The 15,395-nt window shown below is 56.4% G+C and carries 15 protein-coding genes; 7 read left to right on the top strand and 8 right to left on the bottom strand.

The annotated features are described in order from the left end of the window. Position 1 precedes the first annotated feature (1 nt). The 4 genes from ADG72_RS04170 to ADG72_RS04155 all read left to right on the top strand — a co-directional run bounded on the left by ADG72_RS04170 (position 2) and on the right by ADG72_RS04155 (position 5,859). Entirely contained in the window at positions 2-628 is a 627-nt protein-coding gene (locus ADG72_RS04170; RefSeq protein WP_107070841.1) for a hypothetical protein, read from the top strand. A gap of 412 nt (positions 629-1,040) precedes the next feature. Beyond that, positions 1,041-2,789, top strand: coding sequence for an ABC transporter ATP-binding protein (locus ADG72_RS04165; protein ID WP_048712469.1), 1,749 nt, complete (start codon positions 1,041-1,043; stop codon positions 2,787-2,789). Positions 2,790-2,931: 142 nt separating this feature from the next. Next, positions 2,932-4,836 (top strand): ABC transporter ATP-binding protein, encoded by a 1,905-nt coding sequence (locus tag ADG72_RS04160; RefSeq protein ID WP_048713034.1) that lies wholly within the window; start codon positions 2,932-2,934, stop codon positions 4,834-4,836. Positions 4,837-4,923: 87 nt separating this feature from the next. Further along, positions 4,924-5,859: an alpha/beta fold hydrolase gene (locus ADG72_RS04155; protein ID WP_048712467.1), complete on the top strand. Its 936-nt coding sequence runs from the start codon at positions 4,924-4,926 to the stop codon at positions 5,857-5,859. A gap of 72 nt (positions 5,860-5,931) precedes the next feature. Here ADG72_RS04155 and ADG72_RS04150 read toward each other — a convergent pair whose 3' ends face one another. The 7 genes from ADG72_RS04150 to ADG72_RS04120 form a co-directional block, all read right to left on the bottom strand. After that, entirely contained in the window at positions 5,932-6,714 is a 783-nt protein-coding gene (locus ADG72_RS04150) for an amino acid ABC transporter ATP-binding protein (RefSeq protein WP_048712464.1), read from the bottom strand. Continuing rightward, positions 6,714-7,562 carry an amino acid ABC transporter permease gene (locus tag ADG72_RS04145; protein WP_048713028.1) on the bottom strand — a complete coding sequence of 283 codons (849 nt, stop codon included), beginning with the start codon at positions 7,560-7,562 and terminating at the stop codon, positions 6,714-6,716. Before ADG72_RS04145 ends, ADG72_RS04150 begins: the two co-directional genes overlap by 1 nt. Positions 7,563-7,688: 126 nt before the next feature. After that, complete coding sequence (locus ADG72_RS04140; protein ID WP_009408034.1) at positions 7,689-8,570, bottom strand: ABC transporter substrate-binding protein; 882 nt, start codon at positions 8,568-8,570, stop codon at positions 7,689-7,691. Positions 8,571-8,795: 225 nt separating this feature from the next. After that, positions 8,796-9,041 carry a hypothetical protein gene (locus tag ADG72_RS04135; protein ID WP_048712459.1) on the bottom strand — a complete coding sequence of 82 codons (246 nt, stop codon included), beginning with the start codon at positions 9,039-9,041 and terminating at the stop codon, positions 8,796-8,798. Positions 9,042-9,135: 94 nt separating this feature from the next. Then, positions 9,136-9,612, bottom strand: a complete 477-nt coding sequence (locus ADG72_RS04130; protein WP_048712458.1) for a cupin domain-containing protein — start codon at positions 9,610-9,612, stop codon at positions 9,136-9,138. Continuing rightward, positions 9,609-10,985 (bottom strand): amidohydrolase family protein, encoded by a 1,377-nt coding sequence (locus ADG72_RS04125; protein ID WP_048712457.1) that lies wholly within the window; start codon positions 10,983-10,985, stop codon positions 9,609-9,611. Before ADG72_RS04125 ends, ADG72_RS04130 begins: the two co-directional genes overlap by 4 nt. Before the next feature lie 4 nt (positions 10,986-10,989). Next, complete coding sequence (locus tag ADG72_RS04120; protein ID WP_048712455.1) at positions 10,990-12,447, bottom strand: adenosylhomocysteinase; 1,458 nt, start codon at positions 12,445-12,447, stop codon at positions 10,990-10,992. A gap of 152 nt (positions 12,448-12,599) precedes the next feature. Here ADG72_RS04120 and ADG72_RS04115 point away from each other — a divergent pair, with 152 nt between their 5' ends. Continuing rightward, positions 12,600-13,535: an HAD hydrolase family protein gene (locus ADG72_RS04115; protein ID WP_239667654.1), complete on the top strand. Its 936-nt coding sequence runs from the start codon at positions 12,600-12,602 to the stop codon at positions 13,533-13,535. Between the two features lie 69 nt (positions 13,536-13,604). Then, positions 13,605-13,991 (top strand): hypothetical protein, encoded by a 387-nt coding sequence (locus ADG72_RS04110; protein ID WP_048712454.1) that lies wholly within the window; start codon positions 13,605-13,607, stop codon positions 13,989-13,991. Between the two features lie 118 nt (positions 13,992-14,109). Here ADG72_RS04110 and ADG72_RS04105 read toward each other — a convergent pair whose 3' ends face one another. Beyond that, positions 14,110-14,709 carry a hypothetical protein gene (locus tag ADG72_RS04105; RefSeq protein WP_048712452.1) on the bottom strand — a complete coding sequence of 200 codons (600 nt, stop codon included), beginning with the start codon at positions 14,707-14,709 and terminating at the stop codon, positions 14,110-14,112. A 151-nt stretch (positions 14,710-14,860) separates the two neighbouring features. On the opposite strand from ADG72_RS04105, the gene ADG72_RS04100 reads away from it, so the two are divergent. Then, positions 14,861-15,382 (top strand): peptidylprolyl isomerase, encoded by a 522-nt coding sequence (locus ADG72_RS04100; protein WP_019126637.1) that lies wholly within the window; start codon positions 14,861-14,863, stop codon positions 15,380-15,382. Positions 15,383-15,395: the final 13 nt, after the last annotated feature.

Here is a 15,395-nt window from a genome sequence, read left to right as displayed (position 1 = left end):
AGTGAAAAGGCTGTCGCTTCGTTCAATGAGTCGGCGCGCTAAGGTCCACCGGTGGCTTTTCATCATCACCGCGATTGCAGGTCCCTTTTTCTTCCTGGAGTCTCCAAAATTATGGTCTTTCGCTTTGCTGAGCTGGGCTCTGGTGTGTGCGACGCCCATCGCTGTTGCGATCGTGTTGATTCCGGTAATCAAGCGCTATGCCCAGGGTAGTGTGCAAGGTGCGGTGGGATTTCGGCGTCGCTTGTCTCCACGTATCTCCAAGGTGTTGTGTGTTGCGCTGGTGACCATTGACTGCGGTCTTATTGGAATGGGGTCTGTCTTATCCGCTCAGGTGGTGGCAGATGCAGTGTCGGGTAGTGAGGAACTCAGCGTGCGTTGTGTGGCGCACAAAGAAGAGACCTCAACTGTTATGCGAAAGGGAAGCTCAAAGGTTCGCGTATTTATCACCTATGTCACCTTAATGAAGGAGACGGGCGAACGGATTGATGTGAAGTTCACTGACGGCACGAACTACACGGGTACCCATGCATACAGACAGCTTCGAAAGCACTGCGCCTACGAGGATGAATTTACAGTTTCGATGTATCCCCGAACACGTGTAATTACAAGCGTCAGTGAGGTTCGCTGATAGCTCTTTATTGGTCTTTGTACGGCTGTATAAACACTGTGGGGCCGGCAAAGCCGGCCCCACGTGCATCCCATCAACACAATATGCGTTCTAAACAGCGTCCCTCAACAGGTAAAGGAGACGGGGCCTTGCGACCCCCTATGTCTGATACTGAAAATCTACGGGCGTAATCTGTGCTTGATGTGGGCTAAAGCTATGAATCAGCTATGAAACTTTGTGCTTGTGTAGCCTTTGATTTCGCCTATCGCGTCATTGCCTAGATGGTATCGCCGCCGTTAGGAAAGGCGGCTAACATGGGATGATCTACATCAAATGATTAATCCGCCTACCCCGGCCGCAAAGATGCATTCCTTTGAAGGTCTACGGGTAGGTTCCTATTACACGCAGTGATTTTTCGGGGGTCCAGCGCTAGATGTCGACTGTTCGTACTTTGTTGAGAAGTGTGCGTGAGTATCGTCGCGCTTCGCTTCTGACACCGCTGTTTGTCACGGGAGAGGTCATTCTTGAGTGCTTCCTCCCACTGATTATGGCCTCGTTGGTCGATCACCTTCAGGGTGGTGCGCTCACTCCAGTTGTCCGCCTTGGCGTTTTTATGCTGGTCATGGCGATGTTCTCCCTCCTCTTCGGCATCCTCGCCGCCCGCTTCGGTGCGACCGCAGCAGCGGGGTTGGCAAAGCACCTGCGTCAAGACCTCTTCTTCAAGGTTCAGGACTTCTCTTTCGGAGACGTCGATCGTTTCTCGACATCCTCCCTGGTTACCCGCATGACAACGGACGTGACCAACGTCCAAAACGCCTATGGCATGGTTATTCGCGTTGCCGTCCGCGTCCCGCTCATGGTCGTCTTCTCGATCGTCATGACAATTCGCATCAACTGGCACATGTCCCTGATTTTTCTCATCATGCTGCCGTTCCTAGCGGCAATCATGTTCGGGATCATCATCTTCATTTTCCCGGTATTCCGGCGAATCTTTAAGAAGTACGATGCTCTGAATAACTCGGTCCAAGAGAACATCGCAGGTATCCGAGTTGTGAAGTCCTTCGTCAACGAAGAGTATGAAAAGACTCGTTTCGCCAAGCGCTCAGAGGAAGTACGAGCAGACTTCACCTTTGCTGAGAAGATCATGGCTCTCAATACCCCCATCATGATGTTCTTCATCTTTGGTGCGATCATGTTGGTCGACTTCATCGGCGCGCAGATGATTGTGGCCTCAGGCGGCAGTGAATTGACCACCGGTCAACTGTCAGCACTGATCACTTACGGTATTCAGATCCTCACGGCCATGATGATGTTGGCCTTTATTTTCGTTATGGTGACGATCGCTGCAGAGTCCGCACACCGTATCGCTGAGGTACTTCAATACGAATCTCCATTGACCTCCCCCGAATATGGAATCCGTGAAGTGCCCACCGGTGATATCACCTTTGAAGGCGTGACCTTTAAGTACCGCGAAGACTCTGAACGCCCCGCGCTTGAAAACATCACTTTGGATATCCCCGCAGGCTCGACGCTGGGCGTCGTCGGTGGAACTGGTTCAGGTAAGACCAGCTTCATCCAGTTGATTCCACGACTGTATGACGTGACGGAAGGCAGGGTCTGCGTTGGCGGGATCGATGTGCGTGACTACCGCCTCGAACCCCTGCGTGATGCAGTGTCCGTTGTTCTTCAGAAGAATATTCTTTTCTCTGGAACGATCAAGGAAAACCTCCGTTGGGGTAACCCTGATGCAACCGATGAAGAAATCATCCGAGCCTGCGAGCTTTCACAGGCTGACGAATTTGTCCGTCAGTTCCCTGATGGCTATGACACCATGATCGAAAGGGGCGGGTCGAACCTCTCGGGTGGCCAAAAGCAGCGTCTGTGCATCGCGCGCGCCTTGCTGAAGAAGCCCAAGATCTTGATCCTTGATGACTCAACTAGTGCGGTTGATACTCGAACCGATTCGCTGATTCGTCAGGCTTTCGAAACGGAAATCCCGGATACGACAACAATCATCGTTGCGCAGCGCATTTCTTCAGTCCAGCATGCTGATCAAATCATCGTTTTGGATGACGGGCGTATCAAGGAGCACGGCACTCACCAGGAACTCCTTGACTTGGGTGGCGAGTACCGCGAACTTTACGACACTCAAAACAGTACACATGAAAGCGAGGTGGCCTGAAATGTCGGTTGAACGCTACGAAGAAGAACAAGCAGATCAGATTGCCGCTCACGCTTCCGCATCGGTAGAGGTGCTTCCGCAGGATCAAGCTGAGAAAGCACCCGAGGAAAGCCAAAAACAAAAAGAAGGCGCGGCCTCGGGAATGAAAGACCCCAACAAGCTTGATGGAGTGCCGCGTCCTTTTGGAAGGCTGATGGCCTATCTGTGGGCGAACTATAAGATCCACTTAAGTGTTGTTGGCATCTGCATTGTGATTTCTGGTATCGCATCTGCGGTTGGCGCGATCTTCCTCCAGCAGATCGTTGATACCGTGATTATTCCCGGTATGAGCCAGGGGCTCCCGGCCGTGATGTCGCAGCTAGTGCGACTGGTTGTGATCATGGGCATTATCTTTGGCTCGGGTATTGTGTGCGCTTTCATCTACACGCGTCTGATGGCAATCGTCACTCAGGGCACGCTCAAGAAGATGCGTGATGACATGTTCGATCGCATGGAGACGCTTCCGCTGAAGTTCTTCGATACGCACCCTCACGGTGCGGTCATGTCGACCTACACGAACGATACGGACGCGATTCGCCAGCTTATTGGCCAATCGATCCCGACCCTGATCCAGTCCGTACTCACGATCCTTGCGTTGACAATCACCATGCTCAGTTACTCGCTGTGGCTCACTCTTCTCGTCGCGGCGTCGACTGTCGCGATGTTTGGCGTGACAAAGAAAATGGGTGGCGGTTCAGCGAAGTTCATGGTTGCGCAGCAGCGCTCGTTGGCTGAAGAAGAGGGCTACATCGAAGAGATGATGGATGGCCAGAAGGTCATTAAAGTCTTCAATCACGAAGATGCTGTTAAACATGATTTCCTGAGCTACAACCACCAACTGTTCAACGATTCAGAACGTGCGAACCAATACGGCAACATGCTCATGCCAACCCTGGGCAATATCGGGAATATCCTTTATGTTGCCGTTGCTCTGGTTGGCGGCATCATGGTTGAGCTCCAGACTCCGAATTTCGGCTTCGCGGGTATGGGCGCAATCACCGTTGGCGTCGTCGTTTCCTTCCTGGGGATGGTCCGTAACTTTACACAGACGCTGGGACAGGCCTCGATGCAAGTCCCGATGATCGCCCTGGGTCTTGCCGGTGCTTCCCGAGTCTTTGCCTTGATGGAGCAAGAGAGTGAAGAAGACGAGGGCTACGTGACCCTGGTCCGCGCGCGGGTCGATGAAAATGGCGATGTCCATCCCACTGAAGAACGCACGGGTGTATGGGCATGGCGTCATCCGCACAGCGACGGAACGGTCACCTACACGCGTCTACGCGGTGAGCTGGTCATGGAAGACGTCGACTTCTCCTACGACGGGAAAAAGACGATTCTTCACGACATCTCGCTGTGGGCAGAGCCTGGGCAGAAGATCGCTTTCGTCGGTGCAACGGGCGCCGGCAAGACGACTATCACTAACCTGATCAATCGTTTCTACGATATCGATGACGGCAAGATCCGTTTTGACGGCATCAACATCAGGAAGATCCACAAGTCTGATCTGCGTCGCTCGCTGGGCGTCGTGCTTCAGGATGTGAAGCTCTTTACCGGCACCGTCATGGATAACATCCGCTTTGGGCGACTGGACGCGACCGATGAGGAATGCATCGCAGCAGCAAAGCTTGCGAATGCTCATTCCTTCATTGAGCGTCTTCCCGATGGCTACCAGACCGAGCTCAGTGGCAATGGGTCAAACCTTTCGCAGGGGCAGGCACAGTTGTTGTCTATTGCGCGTGCAGCTGTTGCCGATCCGCCGGCGATGATCTTGGACGAAGCGACCTCATCGATTGATACGCGTACCGAGTCGCTGGTCCAGAATGGCATGGATAACCTCATGGAGGGGCGTACGGTCTTCGTCATTGCACACCGTCTGTCAACGGTCCGTAACTCCGACGCCATTATGGTTCTGGATCACGGCCGTATTATTGAACGTGGAAGTCACGACGAACTGATTGCTCAAAAGGGTGTGTACTACCAGCTGTACACCGGTGCTTTCGAGCTCGAGTAATCACGTTGCTCCCTTGTAACGAATACGTTGAGGGGATGCAGTGTGGGGCCGGCGGTTTTCCGCCGGCTTCACCTTTAGGGGGTTGGAATGCAGATTCACGGTGTTGTCCCTCAGGCACCATTTGTGGGGGAACTTCCGCAGGAGGTGACCTGCGTGGGGATCCCTACGTCCGCGGGCGTACTGACTGCCGCTTTCATTGACGAGGCCGTGGCGGGCATTGTTCCCAAGGCGGAGAGCGCGTTGGAGGTACACGAGGTGCCCCACGCTGGTGAGCAGCCCGAGCCTGTTCCGGCGCTTTTAGTTCCGGGGTTTACGGGCTCCAAGGAAGATTTCACTCCCTTCTTGCCGTATCTGGCTGAGCGCGGTCGCAGCGCCTGTGCTTATTCGCAGCGCGGACAGGCGGATTCTGCGGCTCCCAAAGGCGTTGAGAATTACCGATTGGCTGACTTTGTCGGTGACCTGATTGAGATTGCGCGTGCGATGGGCGCAAGTGAGCGTCCAATTCACCTGCTGGGACATTCATTTGGCGGTGTGATTGCCAGGCAAGCTGCAGTGGTTGCACCTGAACTATTCCGTTCCGTGACACTGTTTTCTACAGGCCCTCGGCCGCCTGAAGCGATGCGTTGGACACCCCTGCGTCAGCGTCTCTTGTCCTCAACAACGGGAAAGAAACTATCGGCATGGTACATTTCCCAGTTCCTGAGCAGTGATCCTCGGGATGAGTTGATTGCCGAGCGCGCGATGGTCACCAGCGAGGACTCGCTCATGGGTGCGGCTTTCATTTTGGCTCGTTACCCAGATGTGTCGCTTCCCTTGCGTCAAAGTGGACTTCCTGTCTTGATCACTCACGGAGTGGGGGACACAGTTTGGCCGGAGCAGATGCATCGTGAAGAAGCCGCGTTATTAGGTGCGCGCTATGAGGTGATCTCAGATGCAAAACACAGCGCTCAATTAGAAAATCCGGCTGCGTTGGCTGATGTTCTTGCTGCGTTCTGGGCTGATGTCGAGGCCGGGAGAAACTGAGGACTCAAACAATGTCCCTCTTGCAAGCGGCTTTGGAACCGCTCACAAGAGGGACGCAGTGTATTTGGGCGCTCAGTGGAAGACGCGAGCCAGGAATTCCTGAGTCTGAGGCATCTTCGGATTGTCAATGACCTCCTGAGGGGTGCCCTGTTCAACGATTTTTCCGCGTTCCAAGAACACCACGCGGTCTGCTACTTGGCGTGCGAAACCGATTTCATGGGTTGCCATAAGAATCGTGGAACCCGAGTCCTTAACTTCGCGGACGAGGTCAAGAACTTCGCCGACCAGCATGGGGTCCAATGCTGAGGTGATTTCATCGAGCAGAAGAAGCTCGGGATTGGTTGCAAGTGCACGAACAATAGCGACGCGCTGCTGCTGGCCACCCGAAAGCCGGTCGGGGTATTCCTCGGCTTTTTGAGCAAGACCAATACGTTCTAGCAATTCCATACCACGCTTTGTTGCGCGTTCCGGTGCCCACCCGTGGACCTTGCGTGCAGCCAGTGTCACGTTATCGATCACTGACATGTGCGGGAACAGGTTGTAGTGCTGGAACACGACACCGATCTGTCCGCGAACCTTATCGGCGTTGATGCTGGGGTCGGTGATGTCCATTCCCGAAAGGAAAATCTGGCCGTCATCGACGCGTTCAAGCAGATTCGCGCAGCGCAGGAGGGTCGACTTTCCCGAGCCTGAGGCACCCAAGAGTACAACGACCTCGTGACGGTGAACGTCAAGATCTAGGCGGCGCAAAACGATGTTGGAACCAAAGCGCTTAACGACGCCCTGAACAGAAAGGACGGGGTGCTCCGCGGAGGTTGCCAAGCTTTCGTCGGGGGTGGTGGTTTCCGTGCTCATCAGACGGTGCCTCCCATCTGCTCGCGCTTACGTAGTCGCGCGGTGTACCAATCGGACAGGCGAATGAAGGGGAAAGACAAAACGATGAAGAGGAGGCCCGCGACCACGTAGGAAGTGAAGTTGTAGGTCGTTGCCTGCTGAACCTGTGCTGCTCGGATTGCGTCAGTTGCGCCCAGAACAGAAATCAGGCCCACGTCTTTTTGCATGGAAATGAAGTCGTTCATCAAAGCGGGGGTGACCTTACGAACTGCCTGCGGCACGATGATGTGACGCATGGTCTGTCCGTGGGTCAGGCCCAGAGAACGCGCTGCGTAGCGCTGCGAGGGGTGAATGGATTCGAGGCCAGCACGGAGCACCTCGGAAACGTAGGAGGTGTAGGTGATGACCAGGGCGATGGTTCCCAGCAGCGTGACATCGATGCGCCTGGACGGGTTCAAAGCGGGAATTCCGAAACCGATGATGTACAGGACCACAATGAAAGGCACACCGCGGAAGATGTCCGTGTATGCGGCAGCAAGGAATCGGATTGGGAAGAATACCGGTCCGCCCAAGGTACGTGCGGCAGCAAGAAGAGTTGCAAAGACCGCCACGCCAGTCGCTGCAACCAGCAGCATGCGGATGTTGAGCCACATGCCGGAGAGGACCGCGGGGAAGGAGCTCTTTGCGTATTCCCAGTTGAAGAAGGTTTGTTGGGTTGTCTTCCACCCCGGAGACGAGGCCAAGATGACAACGATGAGTGCCGCGATGATCAGAGTGGAGATCGCGGAGATCAAGAGTGAGCGAGTGGTGCGCGTGCGCCGGTAACGACGGCGCTGGCGCTCGACCTCGGAGACTGGGAATTCAGCCATGGGGTCTGCTGAGTGGGAATCGGTGAGCACTGGGTCCTCTGAGTGGGTTTCGAATGCGTAAAGCAATCAGGACAAGGGAAATGAAAATTCTCCGGCTTGGGACGAATCCCAAGCCGGAGAAGAAGATCACTGCTCGAAGATCGGAGCGGATGCGGCGTCGGCCAGCCACTTCTTCTGAAGTTCGGCCAGGGTGCCGTTATCGCGCAGCGTGTCGACTGCCTTGGTGACCGCGGGGGTCAGAGCGCTTCCCTTAGGAAGCAGCAGACCGAAGTTGTTGCCATCCTCGTTCGCGGTGAACTGGCCAACCACGGTGCCGTTCTCAACCTGGGTTGCGATGACGTTGAATGCGGTGGGCAGGTCCACGACGATTGCGTCAACCTGGCCGCCCTTGAGAGCCTGGACCACGTCAGCAGAACCGTTGAAGATCAGCGGATCGGTGCTGGGCTTGAGCTTGTTCATCACGTAGTTCTGAGAAGTCGTACCGGTCTGAACGCCGAACTTCAGCTTCTTCAGGTCTTCGAGGCTCTTGGCCTCGGCAGCGGGGGTGCCCTTCACGGCGACAACCGCTTCGGAGGTCGTGTAGTAGGGGCTGGAGAAGTCCACTGCCTGCTTGCGAGCATCGGTGATGGAGAACTGCTGGATGTTGAAGTCCCAGTCCTTTGCGCCAGGTGCGATTGCCGAATCGAAGGTTGTGCGCTTCCACACGACCTGATCCTTGGAGAAGCCCAGCTTCTCGGCGACTGCGTAGGCAACTGCGGCCTCGTAGCCTTCACCGGATTCGGGGTTGTCGTTGAGGACCCAGGGGCTGTAGGCCGGATCGCCGGTGGCGATGGTGAGCTTACCCTTGGTTACGGTGGGGAGTGCTTCGCCGGTTGCGTTAGCATCGGCGGTTGCGGAAGTTGTGCTGCTGGAAGTGGTTCCGCCCGCGCATGCACCCAGCGCCATGACGGCAGTTGCTGCGATTGCGACGAGTGCGGACTTACGGAAACGGATCTTGGGACGAACCACGTGTGCTCCCTATGAAGATATTGGGACAGAACAATTTTGAGTGCTTGTCAACCCATGGGAAAAGCACCCACGCTCTAAGGCTAAGGGCAACTACGTGCTAATGGAAAGAGATAGTCTCAAACTTTAGATGTGAGATATGGTCTGCGTGGATCCTCGCTATGATGGGTCTAATAACCGAGGGCAGATCCAATTGGATCTGCCCTCTGATTTATTTGATGCTAATGGTCACTTATCCAGCTCGTCCTTAGCCGCCTCGACGGCGTCTCCGGCCTTGTCCTTAGCGTCTCCGGCCTTGTCCTTAGCCGCCTCGACGACATCTTCGGCCTTGTCCTTAGCGTCTCCGGCCTTGTCCTTAGCCGCCTCGACGACGTCTCCGACCTTGTCCTTAACTGCCTCGACGACGTCTCCGACCTTGTCCTTTGCAGCTTCAAAGCCTTCTTCGGCCTGCTTCTTCAGGTTTTCCAGATCCACGATGACTCCTTCAATAGTGGGGTTTCCAGTGATTACTGGATTGCTTACTTAGGCTACGGCATTGCTATGAGCATTGTCGACACTTAGAAAAGCTTCAGGAATTGGTTTCCGCAAGCTTCCAGTCTTCGAAAGAGAACTCGGGTGACACAATGCATGTTGCGAGTGCTGCTTGGCCCCGTGCAAAAGTACGCTGCCACGAACCGGCGGGGACAAGGAATTGCACGGGGTTCGAAGGCTCAGAAGGGGAGAGTTCTGCATTGCCAGCATCCGGCGAGGCTAAGATCACGATCTGCGGCTCGGAACTTGGGGCCTCGCCATTTCCACCCAAGTGAATCTCCAGCGCTCCCGGACCCGACCAAATCCACAGCTCATCAGAGTGCACCAAGTGCCAGGCAGCTTCCTCGTCGCGATCGAGCACAAAGAGGATTGCCGAGGCCGTGGCTCGCTGGCCGCGAGAGGTTTCCACATGCGTGGGTGCGGTCCACGTGCGACGGAAGTGGCCGCCCTCGGGATGGGGCGCAAGGTCAAGTTGCTTGACGAGCGTGGAAGCGAGCGGAGTGAGAGTAGTCATTGCACGTCTCCCTCAAAGATGTCGGTGAAACGCGGATCGACCCAGCGCAGGTTTCCATCTATAACCGTTGCAATCTGACGAGAAGCACCGGTTTGGACGAGCTCCTCGATAGTGTCGACAATCGTCGTTACGGGCACATCGAAAAACACTATGTCTGCAACCGCGCCAGACTGAAGCTGGCCCACGCGTTGAGAACCCGTCGACAATCCCAATGCGACGGCCCCACCCAAAGTAGCGGTGTGGAGTAGACGACGAGCCAAATCGCTCTCCCCGTAGCCCTGAGCCCGAGCGATCTTATACAAGAGCGCAACGTCTTCCATGACGTCGAGGCTGGGAGAAGAGGACAGAGAGTCCGTCCCCACGGCCAGCAAATTGCCCTCATTCAGGTAGGCGGCAACAGGGGGAGCGTCCAAGCCAATCACACGATTCGAGCGCGGACACAAAGCAACAGCAGTATTGCGAGAACGCAAGCGACGCCGGTCATCTGCGGTCATGTACACGCCGTGGGCCACATGGCAATCAGGACCCAAAACCCCCAGTTGGTCGACGAATTGTGTTGCCGAGAAGCCTCCGCCCAGGGAACGCATTTCCGTGAAGGAGGTCGACGCTCCACTGCGCCACAAATCGTCCAATTGCGCGGTTCGGCCTTCTTTCCACTCGGCCTCGGAATGGGATTCACCCAAGTGGATATGCAGGCGAAGGTTACGCCGACGCGCAAGGTCGGGAAGATCCAAAAGCGGTTCCGCGTCCAATGAGTATGGGGCGTGCGGGGAAATGCCGATCTGCGGGGGAGTGGGCATTGCGTCCAAGGAAGCGTTGACGCTTGCCGGACCACGAGCCGCCCAATCTTCGTTCGACCACCCCATGACTTCCCAGTAGGCGACGCCGTGCAGGCCCAGGTCGTGGAGCGCGCCCGCGGCCTCGGGATCGGTGACGACGTCGGCAGCGCTGGTTGTCCCATAGCGGATCGAGAGGCGCGCACCCCGCGTGGCCTCGGCCTTCCAATCAAACTCTGTGTGGTCATAGACCGCGTCGAAAGCCTGCGCCCACGAGGGGAAACCCGTGTAGCGTTTCGCTCCAACTTCCGCCATTCCCGTGTACTGCAGGTGGGTGTGCGCATTGACGAGGCCGGGCATCAGTACCCCGTCGACGTGATGCTCGACGAAGGTGCGCCCCGACTGCTCGAGCGCGTGAATCACCCAGTCACGAGATCCTACGTGTTCGATTCGTCCACCGGAAACCGCAATAGCACCGTCCAAGACGGATGGAGCGGTGATCGGAATGACGAGCCCAGCTGAGTAGACCTCGACGACGTCGGAATGCGGGCGGGGGCTGAGGATCTCTGCGTCATCCTGGGAAAGCGTCGAAGTCATGGAACTATTGTGCATTGCCTGTCCCACGAAGTGCATCAAGCGCAGCTTGAGCCACCGCATTATCGGCTTGGATGGGAAGGTTATGGAGACCGGGGTCAAGTTTGTCTCCGTGCGTGAGTAGCTCGGTGAGGGCGGCAACCTGAACCCCGAAACTCATGTCCATGATCTCGATGGGGTTTCCTTCGCCGGCTGTGTAGTTGATGCCTTCACCCTTTTCCAGAAGACGCAGGGACTTACCCTTCGGATCGGTCAGCCTTTGCACATGGGGGTCGCCCGCCTCGTTCAGCGTCCACCCCGCGGCGAGCGCCTGCTCGAACTCAACTTCACCGACCACTCCGCCCGCGACAGTGACAATCGCATTTTCAGGGAGGGCCTCAAGCGCACTGAGCGGAATGGTCGAGGGCTCTCCCGTCGCGGAAATCAACATGCTTGCGCATGCGGCAACCTCAGACAGTGAAGCGACAGTGAAACCATCCATGCGCGCTTGGAGAGCGCGAACCGGGTCAAGTTCGACGACACTGACCTTTCCTCCCAGTGCGCGGCCAAAGCGAGCGCAGCCCTTTCCGACGTCACCGTAGCCGATGACTCCGATCGCCATTCCAGGGATCGCGGCGCCAATTTTCGCGGGGTCAATGATGTCCAGGATTGTTGTCCAACAGGATTGGCCGGTTCCATAGGCGTTATCGAAGAGTGTCTTGGAACGTGCGTCATTGCTGGCAATCACAGGAACACGCAGTGGGAAATGGCGTAGCGGTCGCAGTCCCGAGGTCGTTTCCTCGGCAGCGCCGCGCAAAGCGGAAAGCGCTGTGGGAGCGCGACCCGGATCGTGAGCCATGCGAATAAGATGCGAACCGTCATCCAGCAGGTACTCGTTGTTTTCCGCGAGGAAGTCGCGGGCGAGTGCTTCTTCCTGCTCCGGAGTTGCGTGGGAGTCGGCAAAGACCTTCAGACCCGCGCGGCGCAGGGCATCGGCAACGTCATCTCGGGTCTCGCTTGCGTGCCCAAAGACGGAAACTTCAGCACCGGCCTCGGCAAGCATCAGGGCAAGCGCAGCAGTTTTTGGTTCCAAAACCAGGGCGAGGCCAATCCGGCGGCCCGGGAGCAGGTGGGCAATGCGGCGAACCGCGGCCTCGGTCACGGGCATGAGCGAACGGGCCCACGCAATGCGCTCGGGGTCCCCTGGTCCAGAAATTGGGGAACCGTCGGGGGAGTAGACCCCTTCGAAGGTACCGGAGGGTGCGACGACGGTAATTGCACCCGGGTGGGGGCGCGCCTGGTCTGAGAGATCAAATACTGTCTCGAGGCCCAAGGATCCTTCCCTACTGGGGTGGGGAGCGACCTGAGCGCCGAAGGCCTCAAGAAGAGAAGCGAGCTCAGGGTCTGAAGTGACGAAAGGTCGTCCCGCGATCAACATATTTGTTGCGCGGGCGTATTCACGCAGAAGCACTTGCGCATGGGTCATGCCGTTCAAACTAGCAGATGAGCCTTCACGAGGTTGACGGGTAGGAGGTATTAGGTCCATGAAAGGCGTGGTTGTTAGTCTGGTCGCAGGTTCTTTTCTGTTCAATGGGTGCCCTTGAGGACGTCATTTTCGGTCGTGAGGAAGTACTACACATGCGCGAAGCGTCAATGCCGCAGGCAAGTGATCCCACCACATATGCGGATGCTGATATCCGTCTGGCAGCGGTCGATATGGATGGGACCTTGTTGGATGATCAGAAAAACTTCCCCGTGGGATTGGAGCAGCTCCTCGATTCTATGGAGGCGCGTGGCGTGACTTTTGCGCCCGCGTCTGGTCGGCAAATCTGGACTCTGATCAACATGTTCCCGGGGCGCGTGGGGATGACTTTTATCGGTGAAAATGGCGCGATTGTTATGCGTGATGGGGAAGAGATATCCTCAAGCCCCCTTGACCTAGAGACGGTGCGCAGGTGTGTCGAGTTGGTCCGTCATCACGTGCGTCAGGGCGGTTTCTTTGCTGCGCATACCGATGTTCAAGACGGGAAAGTTCAGGATGTAGAAGCTGCGCAGTGGGACGGTGGCCTTGTCGTCTGCGGGAAGAAGTCAGCGTATATCGAGCGCAGTGATGAGCCTTTCTTGCATGCAATCTTGCCGTATTACGCGCGAACTCAGGTTGTTGAAGACCTGATTGAGGTACTTGATGAGATTGAACGCGGTGAATTGGATGACGCAATCATCAAGCTTGCTCTGCGCAGTGCAGGCGATGTGAAGCCCTTGGCTGAACGAACTTTGGGAAGCTTCAAGGAAAGTCATCAATTCGCGCTTTCTGGCGATAACTGGGCTGATTTGCAGATGCGTGGAGTCGATAAAGGCCAAGCTGTCAGCGAGCTGCAGAAGTATCTTGGGGTCTCACCTGCACAAACCGCAGTATTTGGAGATGCGGGAAACGACCTTGGGATGATGTCGCGCGCTGAATTTTCCTTTGCGATGGCGAATGCGTCCCCCGATATCCTTGCCGCCGCTCGCTTTGTTGCGCTTTCGAATAACGAGGCCGGGGTTGTGCGGGTGCTCAGCTCTTTTCTCGAGTAGTCACCTTTACAGGGTTTGGAGCCTTCGATAGGCTCAGTCTTCGCAATATTTATCCACGAGGAGGACAAGGTGAGCATTCCGCAGCCAGCTGGTCAAAAGCTTGGAACATCGTTTGGACAAGGTGAAGCGAAACTCAAGCGTTTCCCGCTGATCCTTGGCGTCATCGGCTGGATTCTTGTCATTTGTTCGTTCTTGTTCCCCTACCTGATCATCCAAGGCGCTATCAAGAGCGGACATCCCGAAGGTGCCGGCTGGGTGTGGATCCTGATCTTGATCATGTGGGTCGGCCTAATCGGCCCGATTAATATCCTCGGCGTGGTCTTATCGATTCCGAGTCGCGCAGTCCAGATCTCGGCGCCACAGCGCACGCTCAATGTGTGGGCGATCGTTCTGAATGTGAGTTCCTTGGCGTTGGGAATCCTTGGATTCGTGGGGCTCTTCTTCATCGCCGGTTAGCGCATTTTCAGCTGAGTATCTTCGCCTGCGAAGATCTGGACAGAGAAATGTTTGGGGGGTCGCGACGCATTGCGTCGCGACCCCCCAAAACGTTAAGCCTTCTCAGAGGCGCTCTGTCTTACTCGGCAGAAGCTTCCTGGTTCTGGTCAGCGCTGTAGTCTTCGACCTCGAGGTCTGCCCAGTAGTCCTCGGCCCACGGATCTTCGATCGGCTGGCTGCGCTTCCACAGGACGTAGCCTGCGCCAGCAGCGGCAGCGGTCAGTGCGGTGAAGCAGAGGGCGCGAAGCAGGCGGCCCTTCTTGCAGCACTTCTTCTTACGAGCCGGAGTCGTCAGGGCCTTTGCGGATGCGGAACGAGCGGCGCGTGCGCGCGAGCTCAGGTCGCCCTCAGCAGCAAGAGCAGTGGCGGACTCGGACACTGCCTTGTTCAGGCGAGGCAGGTAGTCGTCCACGACGTGGCCGTGAATATCGGAAAGGAAGGGCTGAGCGCGGTCGGCAACAGACTGTGCACGTTCGCTTGCGGACTCAACAAGGGGAGTCGCGCGCTCAATTGCGCTTGAGAGCGCGGCCTGTGCGCGAGGAGCTGCCCAGTCCAGTCCCTGCTCTGCCAGATCGGCGGCTCGTACGGCGAGACGGCCCGCGTGTACAGCCGCTGCGTCACGGAGCTGCAGGCCCTGTGCCTTGAGCTTATCGGTGTCGATGTTCGGGGTCCTTGCCATGATGTCTCCGAATCTGTAAAAAAATCGCGTCCGTTGAGCGAACGCATGGACCCTTCTATTGTGCACTCTTTGACCATTAGATGCAGCTTCATCAAGCGAATACCGAGCAAAATAGCGTGCCGATTTCACCTGAATCTGGAACCATGGAGGTATGGAAGCAACAATTCACACCAATAAGGGCGATATTCGACTCGAGCTTTTCCCCGAGCAAGCCCCCAACACCGTTAAGAACTTCACCTCACTTGCACAGGGTGAACGCGAATGGATTGACCCCACCAACGGTCAGCCCACCTCGCGCCCCCTTTTCAATGGCACGATTTTCCACCGCGTCATTGACGGCTTCATGATTCAGGGCGGTGACCCCCTTGGTACCGGAACCGGTGGTCCCGGATACCAGTTCAACGATGAGATCCATCCGGATCTGACCTTCTCCAAGCCCTACCTGCTGGCCATGGCAAACGCCGGTAAGCGTATGGGCAAGGGAACCAACGGCTCTCAGTTCTTCATTACCGTTGCGCCTACCCCGTGGCTCAACGGAAACCACACCATTTTCGGTGAAGTTATCGACGAAGACTCCAAGCGAGTTGTCGATGCAATCGCAACAACTCGTACCGGTCGTAACGATCGTCCCGTCGAAGATGTCGTTATCGAATCGATCGACATCACTGAGTGACCACAAACCGGAA

It is taken from the genome of Trueperella pyogenes (assembly GCF_001070855.1).
Lineage (GTDB): Bacteria > Actinomycetota > Actinomycetes > Actinomycetales > Actinomycetaceae > Pauljensenia > Pauljensenia pyogenes_A.
This window is presented reverse-complemented; position numbering and strand designations above follow the sequence as displayed.

What these genes read in the sequence shown, in the direction of transcription:
- ADG72_RS04150 (WP_048712464.1), bottom strand. Translation starts at nt 6,714, where the DNA reads ATGAGCACGGAAACCACCACCCCCGACGAAAGCTTGGCAACCTCCGCG.
- ADG72_RS04160 (WP_048713034.1), top strand. Translation starts at nt 2,932, where the DNA reads ATGAAAGACCCCAACAAGCTTGATGGAGTGCCGCGTCCTTTTGGAAGG.
- ADG72_RS04155 (WP_048712467.1), top strand. Translation starts at nt 4,924, where the DNA reads ATGCAGATTCACGGTGTTGTCCCTCAGGCACCATTTGTGGGGGAACTT.
- ADG72_RS04125 (WP_048712457.1), bottom strand. Translation starts at nt 10,985, where the DNA reads ATGACTTCGACGCTTTCCCAGGATGACGCAGAGATCCTCAGCCCCCGC.
- ADG72_RS04120 (WP_048712455.1), bottom strand. Translation starts at nt 12,447, where the DNA reads ATGACCCATGCGCAAGTGCTTCTGCGTGAATACGCCCGCGCAACAAAT.
- ADG72_RS04130 (WP_048712458.1), bottom strand. Translation starts at nt 9,612, where the DNA reads ATGACTACTCTCACTCCGCTCGCTTCCACGCTCGTCAAGCAACTTGAC.
- ADG72_RS04115 (WP_239667654.1), top strand. Translation starts at nt 12,600, where the DNA reads ATGCGCGAAGCGTCAATGCCGCAGGCAAGTGATCCCACCACATATGCG.
- ADG72_RS04100 (WP_019126637.1), top strand. Translation starts at nt 14,861, where the DNA reads ATGGAAGCAACAATTCACACCAATAAGGGCGATATTCGACTCGAGCTT.
- ADG72_RS04145 (WP_048713028.1), bottom strand. Translation starts at nt 7,562, where the DNA reads ATGGCTGAATTCCCAGTCTCCGAGGTCGAGCGCCAGCGCCGTCGTTAC.
- ADG72_RS04165 (WP_048712469.1), top strand. Translation starts at nt 1,041, where the DNA reads ATGTCGACTGTTCGTACTTTGTTGAGAAGTGTGCGTGAGTATCGTCGC.
- ADG72_RS04105 (WP_048712452.1), bottom strand. Translation starts at nt 14,709, where the DNA reads ATGGCAAGGACCCCGAACATCGACACCGATAAGCTCAAGGCACAGGGC.